Here is a 22,918-nt window from a genome sequence, read left to right on the forward strand (position 1 = left end):
GCTCACCGGCAGGGCCGGCCGTACAGGGCCGCGGCGCCGCGCGCGTCGTGCTTCGTCAGATCGAGGTCGCCCCAGTTCGTGCCGTTGCACCACGGATAGTGCATCACCGAGCCCGCGTCGTACGGCGTCAGGGCGCGCCAGCCGTCGTCCTCGAAGCAGGCGCCCGCCTCGGGCCGCGTGTGCTCGTGCCGGAAGCCGAGCGCGTGGCCGAGCTCGTGCCGCAGGACGCCCGTGAGCGTCCAGAGATCCAGCGGGCCGAGGGCGGCCGAGTCGATGAGGAGATTGCGCGCGCGGCGCGAGCTGTCGGGGAAGAACGCGCGCGCGTAGTACGGCTGCCCCTCGACCGGGTTCACGTCGAAGACGACCCTCTTGTTGCGCGCATCGCACGCGGCGTCCTGGTCCGCGCGGTGAATGAAGCGGACGTCCGCCACCTCCTCCCACGCCGCCGCGGCGCTCTCCACCGCGGCGACCACCGCGCCATGGTCGTCACCGAACGCCTCGCTCACGCAGTAGGTGAGGTTCCGCTTCTCCCTGTCGCTCCACCTCACGTCCCTTCCATGGCTCTGGTCGACGATGAGCGCTCCGCGCTGGACGTGGCGCTCATAGAACCGCTCGAGCCCGTCGAGGCCCTCGATGGGCGTGTCGCCATCGACGATGTAGATACCGCTCTCCGGCTCACGGTAGGTGCGCGCCTCGAACTCGTCGAAGCTCACCTCCGTATCGCCGACCCGCTCGGAGATCTCCTCTCCTGCGGGCGCGCCAGCGGCGCACCCGACCGACGCGAGCGATAAGACAAGGAGACCAAGGGTGCCATGAGTGAGACCACGAGACTCCGCAAACAGGTGACTCATCATACAAGCTCCTCTCGTTCATGCCTCTCCCTCTCGGGTGAGGCGAGGGCGCGCAGCGCCGCAGCGAGCTCCGCCAGACGGCGCCACGGGACTCTCAGGGCGGGTCGGGCCGACTCGACGGCTGGTACTGACGCGGATGGCGTCCGGTTTCAGTGTCCGATATTGGCAAGCGACGTGCCGCATGCGCGATGGCGTGACTTTGCGGTCCACAGGCCGAGCGCGGAGCGATGGAGTCCACACCTGCGGAGCGGGTGCTTGCGCACCTGTGCAAGGACTTGCGTATCGAGATCGAAGCAGCGCGCGCCGCCGGGCCCGGATCGAGGGGTCCTTCGTCCCGCCGTCGCGCCGGTCGGATCGCGCGAGCAGCGTCGAGCGTCGTGATCTTGCGCCGCGCGCTGCCGGGGTGGCGTACGGCGCGGCGGCCTGCGCGTTTCGCTGGACGAGCGGCCGCGGCTCGCCAATCCTTGAGCGCATGAAGCTGACCAGCATCGCCGCAGAGACCGTGCAGATCGCGAGTCGGGGCGAATACACCGCGCCCTCGGGCGCGACGGTTCGCATCCGCGACCGCGTGCTCGCCGCGGTGAAGGGGACCGTGCTTTACCGGCCCGGATCACTCGACGCCTGGGAGCCGAAGGAGCGCCTCGATCGCCCGACGGCGATCCAGGTCACCGGCGAGACCACGGGGGCGGCGGGGCGGCGGCTCATCGAGCAGGAGGGCGAGGCCCGCGTCATGGCCCTCAACTTCGCTTCCGCCAAGAACCCTGGGGGCGGGTTCCTGCGCGGGGCCAAGGCCCAGGAGGAGGACCTCGCCAGGTGCTCGGCGCTGTACGCGTCCCTGGTCGAGCAGCGCGACTATTACGACCAGAACCGCGCGTGCGGGAGCTTTCTCTATACCGACCACATCATCTACTCGCCGGACGTGCCGTTCTTCCGCGACGAGCAGCACGCCCTCCTGGACCGGCCGTTCGCGCTGTCGATCATCACGGCGCCGGCGCCGAACGCCGGCGAGGCGTTCCAGCGCGACGACGCCGCGGACCAGGAGATCCGCGCCGCCCTGGAGCGCCGCGCGGACATGGTGCTCGCCGCGGCGGGCGCGCACGGGCACCGGTGCCTGGTCCTCGGGGCGTGGGGGTGCGGCGTCTTCCGCAACGATCCGCGCGAGGTCGCCGACGTCTTCGCCCGGTGCCTGGGGAGCCCGCGCTTCCGCGGCGCGTTCTCGCGCGTGGTGTTCGCGGTGTACGACCGGGGCGACGATCGGCCGAACTACCGGGCGTTCCAGGAGCGGTTCGCGCAGGCGTAGGCGCGTACGGCCGCCAGCGCCGCCGATCCCGCGCGCGCCGCCACGGCCCCGCGCGGATCACACCGTGGGATCCCCACACCAGAGCTGCGTAGACGTCGCGCTCCCCGCCTACCTCCACCGAGAAAATCGAGGACTGCCCCCCTCCACCGGGTCCGTTTCGGATTGTCGGGTCGCGATCGAAGAGCGAGAGTCATGGCTCCGACTTGAGGACGATCGACGACAGGCTCGCCGCGCTCCTCGCCGCGGCCGTCTTCTCCGCGTCACCCCTTCTCCTCTGCGGGTGCGCATCGACCGCGCCCGCGCCGCCGGCCGCCGCGCCGGTGGCCGCGGCGCCGCTCGCCCAGCGCTTCGCCAGCGAGCCCACGCCGACGCCGCGCTTCCCCGATCCGGAGCGCGGGCGGAAGCTCCGCGCGGCGGCGGCCGACGTGCAGGCGCTCGCGCGGCGCGCCGCGGAGAGGGAGCGGCTGCCGGCGCTCGCGCTCGGCGTCGTCATCGACGAGGAGCTCGCGATCCAGGCGGTGCTCGGCGTGCGGGACGCCGCGGCGGGCGGAGCGGTCGACGAGCACACGCGCTTCCGCATCGGCTCCGTCACCAAGCCGCTGACCGCGGCGGCGATACTGCGGCTCCGCGACGAAGGGCGGCTGTCGATCGACGCCCCGGCGGCGCGCTACCTGCCAGCGCTCGCCGGCGTCGTCTACCCGACGCGCGACGCGCGGCAGATCACGGTCCGCGACCTGCTCACGCACAGCTCCGGCCTGCCGCGGCTCGGCGTGTTTCCCCCCGCGTCGACGTCGCGCGACGTCACCGAGCGGGAGATCCTGGCGACGCTCGACGGCTTCGGGCTCGAGAGCGCGCCGGGCACCGGGACGTCCTACTCGAACCTCGGCTATTCGCTCCTCGGGCTGGTCGTCGCGCGCGCCTCCGGCGTGCCGTACCGGCGCTACATGAGCGACGCGGTGCTCGGGCCGCTCGGCATGCGCGACGCCGCCTGGGACCCGTCGCAGGTGCCGCCCGGCGCGCTCGCGTCGCCCCACGCGCGCGGCGTCGACGACGGCGCCGTGGCGTCGATCCAGCCCTGGCGGCTCGGGGCCTCCGAGGCGACCGCGGGGCTCTACGCGAGCCTCGCCGACATGGGTCGCTTCGTCGGCTTGCAGCTCTCCGCCTGGCCCGCGCGCGACGCGCCCGAGACAGGGGCCCTGCGGCGGAGCACGGTGCGCGAGTCGCACATGATGGCGCGCAACGGCTCGGCGTTCCCGGCCGCCGGCGACGACGACGGCCCCGGGCTCGGCTGGCACGTGCGCGAGGACTGCGACCTCGGCCACGTGGTGTTCCACGACGGCCTGATCGACGGATTCTCCGCGTCGGTGACGTTCCTCCCGCAGCGGGGCGTCGGCGTCGTCGCGCTCGCCAACGTGGCCGGCGCCGATCTCGAGTCGCTCAACGCGGAGGTGCTCGGCCGGCTCGCGGCGACCGGCGCCATGGAAGCGCGCGTCGTCCCGCCCTCCCCGCCCGTGCGCCGCGCCGCCCAGGCCGTCGCCTCCGTCATCGGCCGCGCGCGCACGGAGGCGCTCGATCGCAGGCTCAGGCCCGGCTGGTTCCCGGAGGCACACCTCGCGTCCCTGCGAAAGGCGCTGCGCGACGCGGGCGCGCGGGTGGGAGCGTGCGCGCTCGACGGCTCCGCCGCGGTGGAGAGCGCCACGGCGGCGCGCTTCGGCCTGCGCTGCGAGCGCGGCGCGCTCTCGCTGGCCGTGCGTGTGGACACCTCGCCGGACGCGCGGATCACGTCCCTCAGCGTGGAGGAGCAGACGGGGGCGATCCCCCGGGGAGCCCCCGGCCCGAGCGACCGCCCGGCGCGCTGCCGCTGAGCGATCTGCAGCCCGGTTGAATCGCCACACCTGCTAGTGTAACCGCGCCCATCGTCCCGGGCGTCGAACCGTCCCCCTCACCTCGCGGAGACCCGCTTGAAGCACAACGACGTGGTGGTTTTGATCCTCGGCGGAGGCGTAGGAAGCCGCCTCTACCCGCTCACCAAGCTGCGCTCGAAGCCAGCCGTCCCGACCGGCGGCAAGTACCGGCTGGTCGACATCCCGATCAGCAACTGCCTCAACTCGGGCTTCAACCGCATCCACATCCTCACGCAGTTCAACTCGGTCTCGCTCCACAACCACATCACGCAGACGTATCGATTCGACGTCTTCTCGGCCGGCGCGGTGCAGATCCTCGCGGCCGAGCAGACGCCGACCCACAGCGACTGGTACCAGGGCACCGCCGACGCCGTCCGCAAGCAGCTCGTCGAGGTGAAATCGCCGAACCCGCGGGACGTCATGATCCTCTCGGGCGATCACCTCTACCGCATGGACTACGAGCCCTTCCTCGAGCACCACCGCGAGACCCGGGCCGACGTCACGCTCGCCGTTCGCCCCGTCCCGACGGCCGAGGTGTCGCGCCTCGGCATCGTGGACACCGACGACACCGGGCGGGTGGTCAAGTTCGTCGAGAAGCCGAAGGACATGAAGCTGCTCGACAACGTGCGGCAGCTGCCCGATCCGGCGAACCCGTGGCTCGCCTCGATGGGCGTCTACATCTTCAGCGCGAAGGCGCTCTACGAGATGCTCGAGCGCGACAACGCCTCCGACTTCGGCAGCCACATCCTGCCCCGGGCGCTCGATACCCATCGGATGATGACCTACACGTTCGACGGGTACTGGGAGGACATCGGCACGATCCGCAGCTACTACGAGGCCAGCCTCGCGCTGACGGACTCCGATCCTCCGTTCTCGTTCTACGACCCGCAGCGGCCGATCTACACCCGCCCGCAGTTCTTCCCCCCGGCCCACGTCACCGCGGGCTCGGTCCTCGACCAGGTGCTCCTCGCCGAGGGGAGCCGGATCGTCGAGTCGAAGATCTCCCGGTCGGTCGTCGGGCAGCTCTCCTCCATCGGGCCCCACGTCAGCATGTCGAACACGGTCATGATGGGCGCGGACTACGAGTCCCTGTTCCAGGCCCACGGCCCCGAGAGCACGAGGGGCCTCCCGCCCATCGGCATCGGCCGGGGATGCACGATCGACGGCGCGATCATCGACAAGAACGCGCGCATCGGCGACGGGGTGGTGATCCGCAACATCCCCGATCGGCCGGACACCGACGCACCGTACTACGCGGCCCGGGAGGGCATCGTGGTCGTCCCGAAGAACGCCGTCGTCCCGCCGGGCACGGTCATCTGAGCGCGGGCCGCGGCCCGGCCGCCGAGGGGACGGCGGCTGGGCGCGCGGGCGGAAGGCGGAAAGCGGAAGGGGACGCGCCGCGCGGGTAGGTAGGTAGGTAGAACGCCGCTGCGGCGCCCGGCCACTCGCCCCTCGTCGGCTGGGCCCCGGTCTGGTAAAGAGCGCCCTTATGCGAATCTGCATCCTCGGCGCCACGGGCCTTGTTGGCCGCGAAACCATCACCCTCATCGCGCGGGCCTGGCCCGGCGCGACGCTCGCCCTGTTCGCGAGCCGGGACCAGGAGCTCACCCTCGACGGCAAGTCGTACGAGGTGCTCGGCGCGTCGCGCCTCGAGGCGCAGGACGCCCCCCGCGGAGACCTGGCGTTCGTGGCCCTGGATGACGATCACAGCAAGCGGTACGTCCCGCGGCTCGTGGAGCTCGGGTACCGCGTGATCGACAAGAGCAACACGTACCGCGCCGACCCGAAGGTGCCGCTCGTCGTCGCCGGGGTGAACTCGAGCATCGTCGATGACTCGGTCCGGCTCGTGGCCAACCCGAACTGCACGACGATCCCGCTGATGCTCGCGCTCTCGCCCCTGCGCCGGGAGTTCGGGCTCAGCGAGGTCACGGTGAGCACGTACCAGGCGGTCAGCGGCGCCGGCATCGCCGCCCTGGACGCGTTCCTCGCGGACGCGCGCGACGGCTTCCAGGCCCTCGATCGGCTGGGCCTGCCGTTCAAGGCGTCGGGCTACGCCGGCAACACCGTCCCGCACAACGGCGGCACCGACGAGAGCGGCTTCTCCTCGGAAGAGCGGAAGCTCATCTTCGAGAGCCGCAAGATCCTGAGCACGCCGGAGCTCGACATCTCCGCGCAGTGCTGTCGGGTCGGCGTCGCGGTGGGCCACTACGAGAACGCGTGGGTCACGTTCGATCGCCCGGTGGATCTCGAGCGGGTCGCGAGCATCCTGAGCGATCCGGCGCGGTCGCCCTTCGTGAAGCACCTCCCCGGCGCCGCCGGCGAGGGCCTGAGCGCGCTCCACTGCGTGCAGGACCGAGACCTCGCGCTGGTGGGGCGGATCCGCCCCGATCACCGGGACCGCGACCGGAAGAGCGTGTGCCTCACCGTGGTCGGGGACAACCTTCGGCTCGGCGCGGCCACCAACGCGGTCCGCGCCGCGACGCGCTGGTTCCCGAGCGCCGATCGGGACCTGCAGGCTCCCTGACGGCAGACGATGCAACCCACCCAGCCCCTCATGATCCTCGTCGCCGGGCCCTATCGCTCCGGCACGGGCGATGATCCGGTCCTGATCGCGGCGAACGTTCGCGCGATGAACGACATGGCCGTGCGCCTGTTCCGGGCGGGCCACCTCCCCGTCCTCGGCGAATGGTTCGCGCTGCCGCTCATCGAGCACGCCGGGTCGCGGCAGATCGGAGACGAGGTATTCAACGAGATCTTCCATCCTGTCGCCCGCCGGCTCGTCGCGCGCTGCGACGCTTGCCTGCGGATCGGCGGCCCCTCGAAGGGAGCCGACGAGATGGTCGAGCTGTCCCGCTCCATGGGCAAGCTGGTCTTCTTCAGCTTCGATGAGGTCCCGGGCCGCGGTTAGCCGCGGCTGCCGCACGAGAGGCACGTGAGAGGCGCGCGAGACGCCTCGGCGGCGCGGTCCCATCATGGCTCGGGCCCCGGCCAGACTGCGCCGACAGGGAGCGCCTGCACGTCGGGGAAGAGCATGTAGACGCGCTTGCCGTCCCCCATCTGCCGGTGGGGCGGCGAGGGCGTGGCCGCCGCGACGCTCGCGCGCACAGCGCGCCCGAGCGCGGCCGGGCCGTCGAGCGCTTGGCTGAGCGCGCCGAGCGCCTGCGCGAGCTCGGGGAGCGACGCCTCGCCCGAGGTGCCCCGCGCGACGAGGGCGTCGACCTCGCGGCTGCGCACCCCGAAGTCCGACGGCAGCGGGTGCGCGGGCTGCGCCGTGGCCGCGGCGTGGAGGAGCTGGCGCTTCGCCACGCTGCCCGCCTCGCCGAAGCCCGCGACGAGCTCGAAGAGCGCCGACGCGACGCCGAAGGCCGGCTCGAGGTCGCTCGGGTCGTGGAGCGGGGAGACCCTGATTCCCAGGTCGTCGAGGAACTCGAACCCCGAATCGCTCAGCGCGGCCGAGCGCTCCGTCTCCGGCAGGGGCGGCGCGACGCGCACCTCGCCGCTCTCGAACACGATGACGCGCGCGTACGTGAAGCTCGCGTGCGGCACGGCGAGCCGCACGCGCGCGAGCTGCGCCGCGACCTCCGCCGCCGCGCCGATCTCGAAGCGCGAGCCCGGAAGGTGGCGCGCGATGCCCTCCAGCGTCATCCCCGCCGCGTCGGGCCAGGGGCACACGGCGACGTGCCGCGGGAGCGCCTCCGCCTCGCCCGGCGCGCACACGCGCTCCAGCCCGAACGAGGTGGGGGCGAGGAGCGGCGGCCGCTGGCCCTCTATCCGCCGCAGATCGCCGAACAGCCAGGCGCGGTTCTCCCCGTGGTGCTCGGGCGCGAGCATCCGCGCGCCGACGAGCAGCGCGACGGTGCCCCCGGCGCGCGCGAGCCATGCCTCGGGCACGGAGAGGTGCTCGTACAGGAAGGCCTCGACGATGAGCTGCCACTCGCGGGGCGGCTCGGGAGGCAGCGGAGCGGCGGTTCGGTACATGGCGGGTGCGGGGCTTCGAAGAACGGCGCGCTCGGCCCCGGATCCACACGCGAGGCGGGCGAGCTCGTGAGGTAGCGTATCCAAGCCTGGACCGCCGCGGAACACGGCAGCGCGCCGCCGCCGCCGATCGGCGGGCGCGCTGCCCGATCCGCCCTGACCGCGCGGCGCTCAGGTCGCCAGGGTCGATCGGAGCGCGGCCGCCTGGCGGGCGGACATGCAGTGCTTGATGCCGTCCTTCAAGCTGCGCAACGGCCGGATATCGCCGAGCTCGACGCCGAGCGCGACGAACGCGCGCGCGATATGGGGGCTGATGCCCGTCACGATGCAGTCGCACCCGAGCAGCCGCACGGCCTTGGCCACCCGGGCGAGGCGCGCCGCGACCTCGTCGTCGATGGCCGGCAGCCCCGTCACATCGAGGATGATCCAGCGGGCCTGCGCGTCGACGATCCGGCGGAGCAGGCCATCCATCATGTCGGCCGCCCGCTCGGAGTCCACGGGCCCGACGATCGAGAGCGCGAGGATCTCGTCCCACACGTCCACGATGGGCAACGACAGCTCCCGGATGGTGACGCGCTGGCGCTCGATCGTCTGGAGTTGCTGCTCGAGGGCCCGCTTGGTGGCCTGCAGCTCGCAGAGCGCCTCCTCGCGCTGGGCGAGCGACTCGGTCTTCGCCTGGGACGCGGCCGCCGACGCGCCGAGCGCCCCCTCGAGCTCGCGCTGCGCGACGATCCGCACCTCGATCTCCTGCTCCAGACGCTCCTTCGCGCTGGTCAGCAGCCTCGATCGCTCCCGGAGATCCCGCTGGATGCGGCCGAGGAGGACGTGAAACATCGCGAGCAGCCCGCCGCTCACGCCGGCGAACGCGGCGCAGCCGGCCACGAGCTGCGCGCGGGCGGCGGCGGCGACGCCCGTCACGTCGCGCATCACGAGCAGCTTCGCTGTCTCGAGCGACCGGACGTCGTCGATCGGGAGCAGCGTGCACTCCAGGACGCGTCCGTCCGCCTGGACGGTCACGGTCGGCTCGTCGAGGTCGAGGCCCTGCCGCGCCAGCCTCGCCGAGAGCTCATCGGGCAGCGCCTGCGCCGTGCTGAAGACGGCGACGATCGAGGGGAGCGTGTCCCACGGAGGCAGACGCTGCTCCGCGGCGGTCGGCTCCCAGAGCGCTCGATCCACGTACTTCTTGTCGACGAGGATGGCGACATCCATCGCGTGGGCCTCGCGCAGCGAGGAGGCGACGAGCTGGAACTCCTTTCCGAGCTCGATATAGCCGAGGAGGCGATCCCCGGAGCGCCACGGCATGACGTACCGGAGGGTGTACGTGCCGAGGGGCCCCTGCTCGTTGCCGACGCTCGGCTGTCCCGTCCGCTCCGCTTCCATGAGCGTGACACGAGAGATCGTGTCGCCGAAACGGGTTGGCTGGTGAACCCGCAGGAAGTTCACGCGGTCGGGAGCATGAAAGTAGAGGTGCGTGATCCCCGCGCGCGCCTGGAGCTCCTGGAGGAGCGGCGCCCCCCGCGCGAGGAGCGCCTCGCGATCCTGGCGGCGCATCGCGTCCTCGAGGAGGGGATCGCGCCCGATGGCGCTCATGAGGGAGCCCAGGGTCGCGATGTTGTCCTCGGTCGCCCGCCGCAGGAGCTCCGTTGTGGTCTCGGTCGCCTGCTGGAGGCTCGCTTCGCGCTGCGAGGTGAACGCTCTGTAGGTCGTCACCAGATAGAGCGAGAGCAGCAGCGCCAGGGCGAGCACCAGCGGGGCGAGCACCCTGAAACGTACGTTCTGGTCCGCGCTCGCGCGGGCCGTCCTGCGATCCTCCATGAGCCTCCTCCCGTGCCACGGGCTCCGCCGAAACCGGCAATCGCACCGATACGCAGCCGCCCGGGCCCCCCCGACCGATGGTTCACATGCGCCCGTCGCGTGGAAGAGCTCTTCACCTCCGGACGCGACGACGATCCAGCTCGCAGGACGAGGCTACGAGTTCCTCGGACGCCAGTCCATCCAGTTCACGTGGGGCAGCTCTCGCCACATCGTCGCAGACCACGGGAATGCGGGAAGTTGCGCGCAGCAAGCAGCAGAGACGGCGGCGACGTGGCGAGATCGCCCCGGACAGAGGAATCCTTCCCAGCACCGCCATGGCGCCGGGCGTGGAGCTCGCGACATCGACCGAGACGAAACGCGGCGTAGGGCGGAGGGGAAGAAGAGAAGATTCACGGGGAGGCGAGAGATAAAATCGCTCGAACCATCGAGCGACCTGAAAGCGGTCGCCCCCAGGCGAGCAGGCTCGAACGATGGCCCCCTCACCTATCCACCTTGTTTTCGAGTTCTCTCTCCTCCCCGTCTCCCTGTGTATTCTCTCTTGCTCTGTCTGTCTCCCAGGCAACAGGCCGCTGATGCCGACCACGCTTCGCGCGGCGGCACACCGGAAAGACGAGAGGCGCTGGTGAACGCGCGCGACAACAGCTGCGATTAGCCGACGACCCGGGTCGACTCCGCCGTGGCAAGCTGGAGTCACAAAGATGAAATCACAAAAGAGAACCGCCCGCAGAGCCTGGCTCTGCGGGCGGCCTTCTTCATCAGCGACTCGGCCTACTTGAGACGCGCCAGCATGTCGACCTTCTCGGTGTCCAGGCCCGTCCACTTGCCCCAGCCCGTCTTGTCGGCATTGGTGTACGCGTGCAGGTAGATGCCACCCGTATCACCCGACTCGGGGTTGATGGACCAGTACGTGAAGTCCGTCATCTTCTTCTTGATGAGGTAATCCACGTACATGTTCTGCCACTCCCAGTCGTAGCGCTTGCCGGCAGGCAGGTGCGCCCACGTCTGGGCCAGCCCCGGGTCCATCTCGTTCTTCGGCCAGTCCTTCACGCCGCCGAACTCGCCGGTGATCACGCAGAAGTTCTGGTCGTGCAGGAACCCGAAGTGCTCGTCCCACTGCTTTGTCAGCTTCGCGACGGCGTCTGCGTTGCTCCGTTCCAGGATCAGCCCGCACTTGGCCTTGGCGGCCTCCTCGTCCTCGAGCCCGACGCACTCGGGCTTGGACTGATCGACGTGCTGCTTCTGAACGAACACTGCAGGCCCGTAGGTGTGGGGCGAGAAGCAGAGCCGATTCCTGGGGATCTGGATCGGGTAGGCCGTCTGTCCGTAGAAGTTCTCACCCCAGTTCGGGTTGAGGTCGGGATCGCCGTGGGGCTCCGGCTCCAGCGTCAGGCCGCTGGCGCCCGCGGGCTGGTGGCTGCCGGACACGCCCTGGACCACGGCGACCATGTCGTCGTTCTCCTCGGCGATGACGTCGTAACACGCCTTGGCCATGTCCGCCCACTCGGGCCAGCTGTACTTCCACGGCTCGTTGAAGCAGTCGATGCCGATGATGTTGTCGATCCCGAGCTTCTTGGGCAGCTGCGCCATCTCACGGATGGTCGCGAGCCACTTGTCGTAATCGTAGGCGTCCTCACCCGTCTTGCAGCTGTAGGCGTCCGCCTTGTAATCGTAGTTCTCGCGATCGCTGTCCACGTAGGGCTTGTCGTCGTCGAGCCTGCCCGCGCGCCACCCGAGGTGGTTCGAGCAGGAGTGGATGCCCAGGATGACGTTCAGGTTGTTCTTGTCGGCCTGCTTGAGGAAGTCCTCGAGCGCCGCGCGCGCGTTGGCGTACGGGTAGACCTTCTCGTTGTTGTTCCTGATCCGGGGCGAGGTGCGGCTGTAGTCGCCGTCCTCGTGGTTGGCGACCAGGGTCTGCGGCGCGATGGGGAGCCGGATCGTGTTGAACTTGAGGTTGGAGCTCGTGAGCTCCTTCATCGTGGCCTCGATGGTGCGCGGGGCATCGTTCTCGGCCCACCACATCGACCCGATGAAGAGCTCCATGGCGCCGGGGCGCTCGAGATCGTCCTGTCCCTCGAGCCCGAACCAGTTGCCGCCGCGAACCTGGATCTCCTGGCCGTTCTGCATCAGGCGGCCATTGTCGAGGTTGACGCGGAAGATGCCGTCGGGCGAGCCATCGGTGTCCGGCGTGGGCTTCGCGTCCGGGTTGCCGCTGCCGCTGCCGCTCGGGATTCCAGCGCCCGCGCCGTTGCTGGTGGTGCTGCCCGCGCCCGCGCCGTTGCTGACGCTGCTGCCCGCACCCGAGCCGTTGCCGCTGCTGCCCGCGCCCGCGCCGTTGCTGACGCTGCTGCCCGCACCCGAGCCGTTGCCGCTGCTGGCGCCGCCGGAGCCCGTCAGCCCACCCCCGGTCGCCGCGGTCGAGCCGTCACCGCCGCAGGCGATGCCCACCAGACCGAGGGCGGCGAAGGAACACAAGAAGATATGGCTTCTTCGGATTCTCATAGGTTCGTTCTTTCGTTAAGCACAAATTCAGAGCACGGCGCACTGCTTCGAGCGACAACCCCCAAGGCTCGTCCGTAAGACAATTCAAGCCAGATCAACGGTTGGTCGCGCTCGACAGTCGACCCTGCGCAGAATTCGCAATCAAGCAACACCGACGGGTTGCCAACCGGGCTCGCATGTTACCCGCCACCAAACAGAGGGTCAAGACGAGACGCACCCCCCGACGCCGGAACCAATATCGATATGGCGGTGCTTTTCCCACGACGGTGGATCGCAGGAGGCGCTCTCCTCCAACGGGATCCTGCAGGAACGCTGCACGAGGGGACGACCGCCAAGAGACACTTGACTTTCAAATTGCGCTTGAATGACCGAGCCGCTCCGCAGCCCCGCGCTCCCATCGCACGCGCGGCGTCATTTGCCAGGCGCACAGCGTCATTGGAAGGTGCGCAGCGTCATCCCACATACGCGCAGCGTCAAACGCCGTGAAAGGGGCCTTGGTCGGATCTCGTCAATGGGAGAGGCATGTTGGAAGGCTGCGATTCGCCACAGTGCCAGTCACAGGGGCACGCGATGCGTCGACGCGTCGACGCGCTGCTCCGGCCTTCATCGATCCTCACGGCGGCGGGTGTGCCGGCAGCCGAGCTGCCAGCGCTACTCCCCTCCTCTCCCACCGCCCTCGTCCTCTCCTACCGGTCTACGCCAGCGCTCCGGCAGGCGGGCGAGGAGCAGCGCGAGCCCCGGTAGAAGCACCATCCCCGCGAGCAGCAGCAGGGAGGAGGTGAGCCGCGCGGCCGAGGCGCCCACCGCGGCATAGGTCGCCGAGATGCCCAGGTTGGCCAGGGCCGTCACCGCGACGAACGCGCGCCAGGGCATGCGGCCCGCGCCCGCGAAGACGAGAGATGCCTCCGCGAGCACGGGCACGCCGCGGAAAAGGAGCAGGAACCAGCGGCCGTGACGCTCGGCGGCCCGCGTCAGGCGCGCGAGCTCCGCCTCGCCCACCATCCGCTGCAAGGCCGGCGCGCCCGCGCGCGCGCCGACCAGATAACCCAGCCCCGAGCCCACCATCATGCCTGCCCACGAGACAGCCGTCCCGCGCCAGAAGCCGAGCAGCCCGCCCGCCGCCGTGCTCACCAGGCTCGATGGCACCGGCAGGACGATATCGCCGGCGAGCAATCCGCCGAGGACGAGCGCCGTCGCAATGGGCGAAGGCGGCGCCGCGAGCAGCCTTCGGGCCGCAGCCTCGAGGCTGTCGGCGAAGAGGAAGAACGGCACGAGGATGATCAGAAGGAGCAGGCCAGAGAAGCCGGCCCACCCGGCCCAGGAGCGCCGGGGGCGCGCGGTCGCGCCGGGAAGGCGGGCGCTCCCCGGAGGAGGGGTCGAGTCAGACGATCGCAACATGCAGCGCTCCAGGTCCGGTGACGGGCCGGCCGCCCCGCGAGGAGGAGCGAGCCGGTCGGCGCGCGAGTATACGTCCCTCACGCGGTCCGCCCTCGGGGGAAAGAGACGCTGGTTGAGGATTTATCCACGCACAGAGGGAGCCCCTTTATTCAACAGCCCTGGAGGTGACGGCTCGCGCAGGAAGGGCTCGAATTCAGGGCATCCGCGTGGGAGACTGTCGCCAATTCACGCATCCCGAGAGGTCCCGGGCAACCGGAAGGAGCAGGTCATGCGTCCTCGATCTTCGTGGTTTGGTTCGACCATTTTCATCATGAGCTGCGCCGCCCTGACGGCGAGCTGCTCTGCGAGCCGCGAGCGTCCGGCCGGAGGCGGTAGCACCGGCGGCGGCGGGGACAACCCCACCACCACGACCGGCGGCGAACTCGGCGACGGCGACACCACGGGGAGCGGATCGGACATCGGCGACGGCGACAGCGCGTTCCGTTGCGGCGACGGGGGCCTGACCAAGGACGAGGCGTGCGACGACGGTAACGCGGTGGGCGAGGACGGCTGTGCCGCGGATTGCCGCTCGGTAGAGCTCGGCTGGTCGTGCCCGCTGCCCGGAGTCGCCTGCACGCGCATCGCCCGCTGCGGTGACGGCGTTGTGGTGTTCCCGGAGCTCTGCGACGACGGCAACACCGAGGCGACCGACGGCTGCTCGCCGACCTGCAAGGTGGAGGTCGGATTCAAGTGCAGCGGCAACCCGAGCGCCTGCACGCCGACGACCTGCGGCGACAGCACCCAGGAGGGCGCGGAGAGCTGCGAAGACGGCAACACGATGCCCTTCGACGGCTGCTCCGCGAGCTGCCAGGCCGAGCCCGACTGCTCCGCGGGCTCGTGCGCGTCGCGCTGCGGCGACGGCCTCGTGCTCGGCGAGGAGTGCGACGACGGCAACAACATCGACGGCGACGGCTGCTCCGCGACGTGCAAGCAGGAGCCGGGCTACACCTGCGCCGTTCCCCAGCCCTCTGGATCGATGGCCGTGCCGGTCGTCTTCCGCGACTTCAAGGCGGCCCACGCCGACTTCGAGCCGAAGGGCCCCGCCAACAGCAAGCCGATCTTCAACATGGTCGGGCAGCGGCTCGACGCTCAGAAGAAGCCGACGTACATGGCCGCCGCCAACAGCCTGGTCACGAGCGCGGACAGCTTCGCCCAGTGGTACCACGATGTGCCCGGCACCAACAGCACCACGGCCACCACCCTCACGCTCTGGGACACCGGCGACGGCCGCTTCGTGAACCGCTGGGGCGAGGACGGCGAGCAGTGGACCCTGCTGTCCACGGAGAGCGAGCACTACTGCGGCAACGTGGGCAACGAGATCAACGACGAGGAGTGCACCTCGTCGGCCCAGGCCACCCCGCAGTGCGGCGACATCCACAGCGAGGAGTTCCACAGCTGCAACGTGCGCGACGGGGTCTACTGGGCGAGGTATATCGAGGAGACCTACGACGGGAACCCGCTGTTCTTCCCGGTCGACGACGATCCGTTCACCCCGGCGGCCGAGCGCGTCGCGGCCGACATCTTCCCGAGCTACGGCGGCGGCGACTGGCTGAAGGAGGCAGGCAGCCCGAAGCACAACTTCCACTTCACGAGCGAGATCCGCTACTGGTTCCAGTACAACGCGGGCGAGCAGTACGAGCTCGACTTCACCGGCGACGACGACGTGTGGGTGTTCATCAACGATCGCCTCGCTGTCGACGTCGGCGGCATCCACAGCGCCGTCAACGGGCGCCTCGTCATCAACGCCAACGGGGGAGGCAGGGTGACCTACGCGACGGAGGAAGACGACGTCATCCAGCCGCGGAACGTCGATCTCGGCCTGATGGACGGGGGCGTTTACCAGATCGCCGTGTTCCACGCCGAGCGCCAGACCGCGGCGTCGACGTTCAAGCTCACGCTGCAGGGCTTCGCGACGGCGCGGAGCGAGTGCAAGCCCGTCTGCGGCGACGGCGTCGTCAGCCTGGGCGAGGAGTGCGACGACGGGGTGAACGACGGCGGCTACGGCGAGTGCGCGCAGGACTGCAAGCTCGGCGAGTACTGCGGCGACGGCGTCGTCCAGGCGGTGGAGGAGTGCGACGACGGCAACAACCGCGACGGGGACGCCTGCGGCAGCGGCTGCCGCAACCTCATTCCGCGCTGACCCGGCGGCTCAGGCCATCCACCCCGTGAGATCGTCCGCCGCGCGCTCCGGGGCTCCCGGGTGTGTCGGCACCAGCACCCGCACAGGGGGCGGCGCGCGCGCGGCGACCCCCGTGCCGGGTGAGAGCGTGAGGCACAGCTCTCCGCCCGTCGGCGTCGCCCGGAGCGCGAGGTGCACGACGCCGCGGCGCGCAGCCCGGACGGCGCTCAGCAGCACGCGAAAGAGCGCGCGGGCCAGGGTGTTGTGGTCCGCCTGAACGACCACGGGCTCGAGCTCCTGGATGCTGGTCGTGACGTCGCAGACAGCCGACTCGACCTCCAGCAGCTCCGCGAGATCGCGGATCAGCGCGTCGAGCGCCACCGGGCGCGGCGACGTCGCCCCGTCCAGCGCGAGCGCTCGCCACAGCGCAGCGGAGCGCCGGAAGCGGCGCAGCACGTTGGCGGCGAGGTGGAGCAGATCGCGCGTCTGGGCGAGGACGCTCCCGGCGAGCTGATCCGCGGCGAGATCGATCCTGAGTCGCGCGGCTGCCCGCGCCTGGAGGATGTCCTGGAGGAACCGCGTCAGGTCCTCCATGGGCACGTCCCGCGCAGTGAGCAAGCGATCCATGTCCCGCTCGAGGCGCGTGGCGAGGAGCTCCATCTCGATGGCGCGCGCGGCGCAGAGCAGAATTTCGCGCAGACGCCAGCCAATCTCGGGTCTCCTGACAGAGAGGCTGAGCACGCCGATGGCTGTCCCATCGCCGTCCCGGAGCGGGAGCCCCTGGCAGGTGAAGGCGTGGAATCCCTGAATGAAATGCTCCGGCCCCACGAGCTCCGTATAGCCATCTTCGGCGAGCGCCGTACCGACGCCGTTCGCGCCACAGACGCTCTCCTCGAGCAACGCGCCGGGACCGGGCACCCGTTCGGGACCGTGAATGGTCTGCTCGTCACCGCGGACATCCAGGAGAATCGCCCGCTCGTCCCCCACCATGACCGCATGGCGCTCGTTGCCCGAGGCCTGGCTGAGCGCGCGAAGGTACGGTTCGGAAGCGAGAACGAGCTCCTGGTGCCGCTCGCGCAGGCGCTCGGTGTCGAGCGCGCTCAGGAACTCGGCCTTGGGACGGCGCGGATCCGCTCCTCCCCCATGAGAGCGCACCCAGGCGCGGTGCACGTGAGGACGCAGCTGCTCCGCCTCCAGGGCGCCGATCGAGCGGTAGAGGCGTCCTGCCTCGAGCGCTGATTCCAGCCACGCTGCCATGAGCCAACCCCTCGTTCGAGCGCGCGGTCGCGTCCGCTCTCGTCCGCGATTCTGCTCCAGGATCTTGCACAGTTCGTACCCTCGACACGCCTCCGCGAGAGCGAGCCGCGAGAAGGTGAGCTACTTCAACTCTCCATTCTCCCAAGGAAGAGCGCGGACCGTATGCAGGCACCTACCGTCCTGATCGTCGATCATGACGAGGCCCAACGAGAGGAGATCCGCCGCACGCTCGAGACCGCTGGGCTGCGGGTCGAGCTCGCAGCGACGATCGCGGAGAGCCTGCGAAGAGCCCATCGACCGCCGGACCTGGTGCTGATCAGCGTCGATCTGCCGGACAGCGAGCGGTGCGAGCTCTGCCAGCGCCTCCAGGCGGCGCTGGGCGCGGCGGCCATCCCGGTGCTGCACGCCGGCCGGGCCCGCGCGGCCGTCGGTCAGCCGTCGACCTTGAGTTCGTGCGGTTCCACGTATGATTGCTGTCGTGCCGGCTCGCGCGCATGGCCGATCGAGAGCCGGCTCCTGATGACGGCCGTCCGCGCTCTGCTCGAGGCGCGCGCGGCGAACGTCGCGCGCGCCGAGAGCGACGAGCGGTTCCGCGCGGCCTTCGACCAGGCGGCGGTGGGGATGGCCCACGTCTCCCTGGATGACCGCTTGCTCCGCGTGAACCCGAAGCTCTGTGAGCTGCTCGGATACACCGTCGAGGAGATGATGGCGCTGCGCGCCCAGGATCTCCGGCATCCGGACCACGCGGAGGGAGCGCTCCGGCACGTCCATGCGCTGTGCGACGGGAAGATCCTCTCTTCCACCACCGAAGAGCGCTGCGTGCGGCGGGACGGGTCGATGCTCTGGGTCGCGGTCACGCGCTCGCTCGCTCGCGATCGCGCGGGGGCGCCGCTCTACGTCGTCGAGGTCGTGAACGAGATCGAGCGCCGCAAGCGGGCCGAGGAGGCGCGGGAGCGGGCGCTCGCCAGCGAGCGCGTCGCGCGCATCCGGGTCGAGCTGGCGGAGGCGCGCGTCGCGCGCCTCCAGACGTTCACGTCCGAGCTCTCGCGCGCGGCGACGCCCGCGCAGGTGGCCGAGGTGGTCCTCTCGCTCGGGCTCGCCGCGCTCTACGCCGACGCGGGGTACGTCGCGCTCCTCGCGGAGGACGGCGTGATCGAGGTCCTCCGCGCGCCCGGCTACCCCGAGGACGTGGTCGAGCGCCTACGCCGCATTCCCATGTCCGCGCGCCTGGCTGCCGTCGACTGCATCCGCACGGGTCAGCTGCTGATCTTCGAGTCGCTCGAGGCGTATAAGGCTGCCTATCCCGACGCGCCGGTAGGCGACTGGGCCAAGACCATGATCTGCGTCCCCATGACGCTGGGCGACGTGACCATCGGGGTGCTCGGGGTCACGTACCGCGACGCCTGTCGGATCAGCGAGGAGGATCGGCGCTTCATGACGACGCTCGCCCTGCAGTGCGCGCAGGCCCTGGACCGCGCGCGCCTCTACGAGGCCGAGCAGCGGGCGCGGCGGCTCCGCGAAGAGGCGCTGGCCATCGCGGCGCACGATCTCCGGAACCCGCTGTCGTCGATCATCCTGGCCGCGTCCCTGCTCGAGCGATCGGCCCCGGCGGACGCGGCGGGGCAGCCGATCCGCCATCGGGCGCGGCAGATCAAGCGCGCCGCGGAGCGCACCGTCGAGATGCTCGGCGAGCTCCTCGACGCCGCGATCATCGAGGCGAAGGGCCTGAAGCTGGACGTCCAGCCGTGCGAGGCGGGCTCGCTCGTGCGCGAGGTCACCGAGATGCTCGCGCCGCTCGCCGAAGAGAAGCGGATCCGGCTCCACACCCTCCTTCCGGGGAGCGGCCTTGAGCTCCGCTGCGACCGTGGCCGCATGCTCCAGGTGCTGTCGAACCTCGTGGGCAACGCCCTGAAGTTCACCTCTGAAGGACGAGAGATCACGATCATCGCGGAGCGCCAGGGGCCTCATGTCCGCCTGTCCGTCAGCGACACGGGCACGGGGATCCGGCCCGAAGACATCCCGCGCCTGTTCGATCGCTACTGGCAAGGGCGGGCGGCGCGCTGCGCGGGCGCGGGGCTCGGGCTGTACATCGTCAAGGGCATCGTCGAGGCGCACGGGGGGCAGATCTCGGTCGACAGCGAGCTCGGCGCGGGGACGACGTTCTCCTGCACGATCCCGGTCGCGCACGGAGCCCGAGGAGGCTAGCGCGCTCCTCACCGCATGTCCGACGGTGAGCACGACTCCAGAAGGCTGGAGCCGGCTCCACTCTATGAGCGGTTGCTCCTGCGCTCCGCGTCGCGGTCACTGCGCCACGTCGACGGACTCGACGGATGCGGTCAGCTCGTTGTCTGCCGCGGATCGCCCGCCGAGGACGATCACCTCGCCGCCGCCAGGACAGATCAGGGGGCTGAAATACCGCGTGAACTCCAGGGCTCCCGCGGGCTCCCAGCCGTCGCCCGCCTCGTCGAGCCGGAAGAGGCCGTCGGCGAAGTTGACGTAGAGGTCCTGTTCGTCGTTGCACGCCGTCGCGCCGAAGCCGGCAATCGGGATCTCCGAGGGGAGCGCCGGGCCCGGCGACCAGGCCTCGGTCTTCGTGTCGAACCGGTAGACCTCGCCCGAGAACGCCATCCCCTCGCCGACCCCGCCGAGCGCATAGATCGTGTCACCGCGTTTCGCGACGCCCAGCGAGCGGAGCGCGAACGGCGCCTCGGGCAGGGGGACCCACGCCGCGTCGGGCGTGGAGAGGTCGAGCGCGACTCCCCGGGTCAGCAGCTCGCCGGGGCCCGCGAGCGTCCAACCCCCGACCACGTACAGCCGGTCCCCCACCACCACGGCCCCGTGCCCGGAGCGCCCCTCCGGCAAGTCCGGCATGGCCTGCCATGTCCCTTCGCGCGGATCGTAGCGCTCGACCGTCGCCACGGAGGTGAGGACCTCCGGCTCGTCGATGGCGCTGTCCACGCGGAGGCCGCCGATACGATAGATGAAGCCGCCGTGCGCCACGAGCGCGATGCTCTCCAGGTGCTCCACGGCCCCGAGGTCCTCCCAGGCGCCGCCTTGCGCGAGGGAGAGCCGGCGGAACCCGGTCGACTGGTGCTCGGCCGCAAAGCCTCCTCCGAGGTTCCCCCCGTACGTATAGATCGTGTCGTCGGCGAGGGCGGCGCCGAAGGAGCTGACGGCCTCGGGCAGGTCGGGATAGCGGCGCGGGGGCTGAGCCCGCGGCAGCTCGAGCTCCCGGGCCTCCCCCGTGGGGACGGCGGGGAGCGCGCGGAAGGCTGCGGGCGTCGGGGCCGGCCGCACCTCCTCGTCGTCGCCGCAACCCAGGACTGTCAGAGCGCTCGCCGCGGCGAGCATGCACCGAGTGAACCACAGCGAACCGTTCCTGTGAGACATCGTGACGGATCTCCTTGTCCGTGAAACCATCGACCGCCGGCGGCCTCAATCGATCGCGGCGCCATGAGCGATCCAGCGGCGGACGGTGTCTTTCTCGTCGGCCGAGAGCGGCTTCAGCGTCGGCGGCATCGCGAGGCCACAGCCCTCGTCGCACGAAACGAGCCCGCATTCGAGCGTTCCATCGATCTTGTGCATGACGTAACTGTGCTCCGGGTCCCCCGGCGCCACGCGCTTCATCCCGGAGGCCTCTCCGGAGTCGACGTCCACGTTCTGCTCGCGGATGGCAGCGAGCTCCTCCGCGTCGACCTGCGCCGGCGGCGTGCTCGCGGTCGGTCCCAGGTAGGGCCGCGTCGGGTCGCCGCGCGAGTCGGCATGACAGGCGGCGCCGGTCGCGCAGGAGCGCTGCAGGAGCGGCAGCACCTCCGTCCGGAACTCCACGGGGCGCCCGGCGTCGAAGCGCGTGTAGTCGTGGCAACGCGCGTCGCCCTGGCCGGCGCTCCCGGCGCCTCCACCCTGATCGCCGGCGCCGCCGTTGCCGCCAGCAGCGCCGTTGCCACCGGCGCCGTCATCACGCGTACGATCGGGGTCCCCGCGCGAGCCGCCGCCGCACGCGGCGGCCGCGAGCGCCAGCAGGAAGACGGGGATGAGCCGGCAGCGCCTCGACGGCGCGCCCGGCGCGCGCAGCGAGCTGCGCTCGGCGGGTGGGAGGTTCGGGAGCTGCATAAGTAGCGCCGCAATCTACTTCAAGCGCACCGCTGCGCACTATAGCAGCGCGCATCTGCGGGCGTGGCGCCGAGCCCGCCGCTGCGCCGGCGCTCGGCCCCGCCTCGCGTCGAGATCGGAGAGGGCGGGCGCGAGCGCCAGGCGGTCAGTAACCGAACATCTTCTTTTGCTGCTTTTGCTTGGTGGTCCCCTCGTCATCGTCGTCCCCCTCCGGCTCGCCATCGGAATCGGACGAGGACTCGCTGTCCGCCTCCTCTAGCGTGAAGACCAACGAGCCGCCGCACGTGGCCTTGATGAGCTTGCGCAGCTCGCGCTTGGTCAATCTGGTGCTGACGGTCCACGAATCGCACTCATTCGCCTCACGCCGATGAGTGCACCTCCAGCTTCGCGAATGCACCCTCCAGAAAGGCAAGGTCGGTGTTGCTTGACACGATTCTGCACTTCATGGCGTCTCCTCTCTCCGCCGCGCATACGCGCCGGCCGCCGTAGACGCCAAAGCGATGGGTGCGCGGCCATCCTGGCGAGCCGAATCTACCATGGCACGACGACCACAAGTCGACGGCTCATTCGTTCTGTCCCCACCCCAATACAGCCATACGGCAGCGCTTTCGGGCGAGGGCAGGCCCGGAACGTGTGCGCCGCACGCAGACTGCCGAGCAGCGGGGCTCTCTGGCCCACGGGCCCCATCATGCCTTCGGCCTGGTCGCGTCATCGACCGATGGACACGAGATGACCGCCCCAGAGACGCATGCGGACGGCCCACGAGAGGTTCCCCGAGTTCTGACGTCCCAATCGCCGACTGAGCTCGTCAAGATGCACTGAGGCCGGATCGCGCGGCGCAGGGCGCGGCCGCACCGCGGTGCTTCGGCCGCTGCCGCTGGACGGCTTTCGCCATCGCTCCGCCTCAAAGCTCCCTGCGAGCGCTCTTGCCGGCCCCTCGCGGGCCGAGCTCATTCCTCGTGAGGCGTCCGGTCCGTATCGGACAGATCCCCTCCTCTCCTTGTGAGGCGTCCGTCGTCGGGCAAGCGCCGGCGCGACCTCCACGAGGCCCGAAGGCGCCCCGGCGCCGCGGCGACCTTGGCATGGCGCACAATGAAGGACACAAGCGCACCTGGAGCTGGCCACGCCGGACGGGGCCCTTGTGCGCTCAGCGTCACTCGATGAACCACGTTGGACATGTCTGACAATGCTCCTGACAAACGGGCGCGATCTCGGCTGGACGACCCACGGCGCGCTTTGGGATGTTCCAAGATTGTGCAGTTCGGATGCAACGGCGGAGATCGCCCGTGCCGTGGCGCGCCGTCCACGCGTTCCTCGCCTGTTTAACGTATTCTTTCTTTCTCCAGGACTTGCTCGTTAGGAAATGAGGGGTATCGTCAGCCCCGTCCGATTCGAGGAGTTCCTGTTCAAGCCGACAGGAGTTCCGATTTCATCGGGGCGTACTTCGGAGGGGTCCGCTGTGGCGTGCTCTCTCCGCTGGCGCCACGCGCCATGAAATCGATGGCGGAGAGCGAGGCGTACGGTGACCTTCGCGCGAGCTCCTCGCCAGACATCCTCGGCGCAGCGGTCTTCGGGCAGCGCAGGGCTCCACGAGAGCAGGCGTATCCGTCGCTCTCCGTGGGGGTTATCGCCGCGCGTTCATCTCAAG

General features: G+C 70.4%; 16 protein-coding genes. 7 read left to right on the forward strand and 9 right to left on the reverse strand.

Annotated features, from left to right (window positions below):
• Window positions 1-2: 2 nt before the first annotated feature.
• Complete coding sequence (locus WMF14_RS29690; RefSeq protein WP_437791469.1) at window positions 3-713, reverse strand: matrixin family metalloprotease; 711 nt, start codon at window positions 711-713, stop codon at window positions 3-5.
• A gap of 610 nt (window positions 714-1,323) precedes the next feature.
• Here WMF14_RS29690 and WMF14_RS29695 point away from each other — a divergent pair.
• The 5 genes from WMF14_RS29695 (at window position 1,324) to WMF14_RS29715 (ending at window position 6,963) form a co-directional block, all read left to right on the forward strand.
• Window positions 1,324-2,151 carry a TIGR02452 family protein gene (locus WMF14_RS29695; RefSeq protein ID WP_437791471.1) on the forward strand — a complete coding sequence of 276 codons (828 nt, stop codon included), beginning with the start codon at window positions 1,324-1,326 and terminating at the stop codon, window positions 2,149-2,151.
• Between the two features lie 203 nt (window positions 2,152-2,354).
• Window positions 2,355-4,016, forward strand: coding sequence for a serine hydrolase domain-containing protein (locus WMF14_RS29700; RefSeq protein WP_437791473.1), 1,662 nt, complete (start codon window positions 2,355-2,357; stop codon window positions 4,014-4,016).
• A 96-nt stretch (window positions 4,017-4,112) separates the two neighbouring features.
• Complete coding sequence (glgC, locus tag WMF14_RS29705) at window positions 4,113-5,375, forward strand: glucose-1-phosphate adenylyltransferase (protein WP_437791476.1); 1,263 nt, start codon at window positions 4,113-4,115, stop codon at window positions 5,373-5,375.
• Between the two features lie 169 nt (window positions 5,376-5,544).
• Window positions 5,545-6,579 carry an aspartate-semialdehyde dehydrogenase gene (locus WMF14_RS29710; RefSeq protein WP_437791478.1) on the forward strand — a complete coding sequence of 345 codons (1,035 nt, stop codon included), beginning with the start codon at window positions 5,545-5,547 and terminating at the stop codon, window positions 6,577-6,579.
• Window positions 6,580-6,588: 9 nt separating this feature from the next.
• Window positions 6,589-6,963, forward strand: a complete 375-nt coding sequence (locus WMF14_RS29715) for a DUF4406 domain-containing protein (RefSeq protein WP_437323371.1) — start codon at window positions 6,589-6,591, stop codon at window positions 6,961-6,963.
• Window positions 6,964-7,025: 62 nt separating this feature from the next.
• On the opposite strand, the gene WMF14_RS29720 is transcribed toward WMF14_RS29715, so the two are convergent.
• The 4 genes from WMF14_RS29720 to WMF14_RS29735 all read right to left on the reverse strand — a co-directional run bounded on the left by WMF14_RS29720 (window position 7,026) and on the right by WMF14_RS29735 (window position 13,742).
• A complete protein-coding gene (locus tag WMF14_RS29720; protein ID WP_437791481.1) occupies window positions 7,026-8,033 on the reverse strand; it encodes a hypothetical protein in 1,008 nt (335 codons plus the stop codon).
• 168 nt (window positions 8,034-8,201) lie between these two features.
• Window positions 8,202-9,845 carry a cache domain-containing protein gene (locus tag WMF14_RS29725; protein WP_437791483.1) on the reverse strand — a complete coding sequence of 548 codons (1,644 nt, stop codon included), beginning with the start codon at window positions 9,843-9,845 and terminating at the stop codon, window positions 8,202-8,204.
• A gap of 768 nt (window positions 9,846-10,613) precedes the next feature.
• Window positions 10,614-12,344 carry a glycoside hydrolase family 5 protein gene (locus WMF14_RS29730; RefSeq protein WP_437791486.1) on the reverse strand — a complete coding sequence of 577 codons (1,731 nt, stop codon included), beginning with the start codon at window positions 12,342-12,344 and terminating at the stop codon, window positions 10,614-10,616.
• A 651-nt stretch (window positions 12,345-12,995) separates the two neighbouring features.
• Window positions 12,996-13,742, reverse strand: a complete 747-nt coding sequence (locus WMF14_RS29735; RefSeq protein WP_437791489.1) for a TVP38/TMEM64 family protein — start codon at window positions 13,740-13,742, stop codon at window positions 12,996-12,998.
• 268 nt (window positions 13,743-14,010) lie between these two features.
• On the opposite strand from WMF14_RS29735, the gene WMF14_RS29740 reads away from it, so the two are divergent.
• Window positions 14,011-15,921, forward strand: coding sequence for a DUF4215 domain-containing protein (locus WMF14_RS29740; RefSeq protein ID WP_437791492.1), 1,911 nt, complete (start codon window positions 14,011-14,013; stop codon window positions 15,919-15,921).
• A gap of 9 nt (window positions 15,922-15,930) precedes the next feature.
• Here WMF14_RS29740 and WMF14_RS29745 read toward each other — a convergent pair whose 3' ends face one another.
• Window positions 15,931-17,157, reverse strand: a complete 1,227-nt coding sequence (locus WMF14_RS29745) for a sigma-54-dependent Fis family transcriptional regulator (protein WP_437791493.1) — start codon at window positions 17,155-17,157, stop codon at window positions 15,931-15,933.
• Between the two features lie 162 nt (window positions 17,158-17,319).
• Between WMF14_RS29745 and WMF14_RS29750 the strand changes: the two genes are divergently transcribed.
• Complete coding sequence (locus WMF14_RS29750) at window positions 17,320-19,362, forward strand: ATP-binding protein (RefSeq protein ID WP_437791495.1); 2,043 nt, start codon at window positions 17,320-17,322, stop codon at window positions 19,360-19,362.
• A 96-nt stretch (window positions 19,363-19,458) separates the two neighbouring features.
• Here WMF14_RS29750 and WMF14_RS29755 read toward each other — a convergent pair whose 3' ends face one another.
• The 3 genes from WMF14_RS29755 to WMF14_RS29765 all read right to left on the reverse strand — a co-directional run bounded on the left by WMF14_RS29755 (window position 19,459) and on the right by WMF14_RS29765 (window position 21,592).
• Window positions 19,459-20,547, reverse strand: a complete 1,089-nt coding sequence (locus WMF14_RS29755) for a Kelch repeat-containing protein (RefSeq protein WP_437791498.1) — start codon at window positions 20,545-20,547, stop codon at window positions 19,459-19,461.
• A 45-nt stretch (window positions 20,548-20,592) separates the two neighbouring features.
• Window positions 20,593-21,270, reverse strand: a complete 678-nt coding sequence (locus WMF14_RS29760; RefSeq protein WP_437791500.1) for a hypothetical protein — start codon at window positions 21,268-21,270, stop codon at window positions 20,593-20,595.
• A gap of 145 nt (window positions 21,271-21,415) precedes the next feature.
• On the reverse strand, window positions 21,416-21,592 hold the full coding sequence (locus WMF14_RS29765; RefSeq protein ID WP_437791502.1) for a hypothetical protein: 177 nt from the start codon (window positions 21,590-21,592) through the stop codon (window positions 21,416-21,418).
• Window positions 21,593-22,918 lie beyond the last annotated feature (1,326 nt).

It is taken from the genome of Sorangium sp. So ce693 (genome assembly GCF_051521375.1).
In the GTDB taxonomy this organism is placed as follows: Bacteria; Myxococcota_A; Polyangia; order Polyangiales; family Polyangiaceae; genus Sorangium; species Sorangium atrum.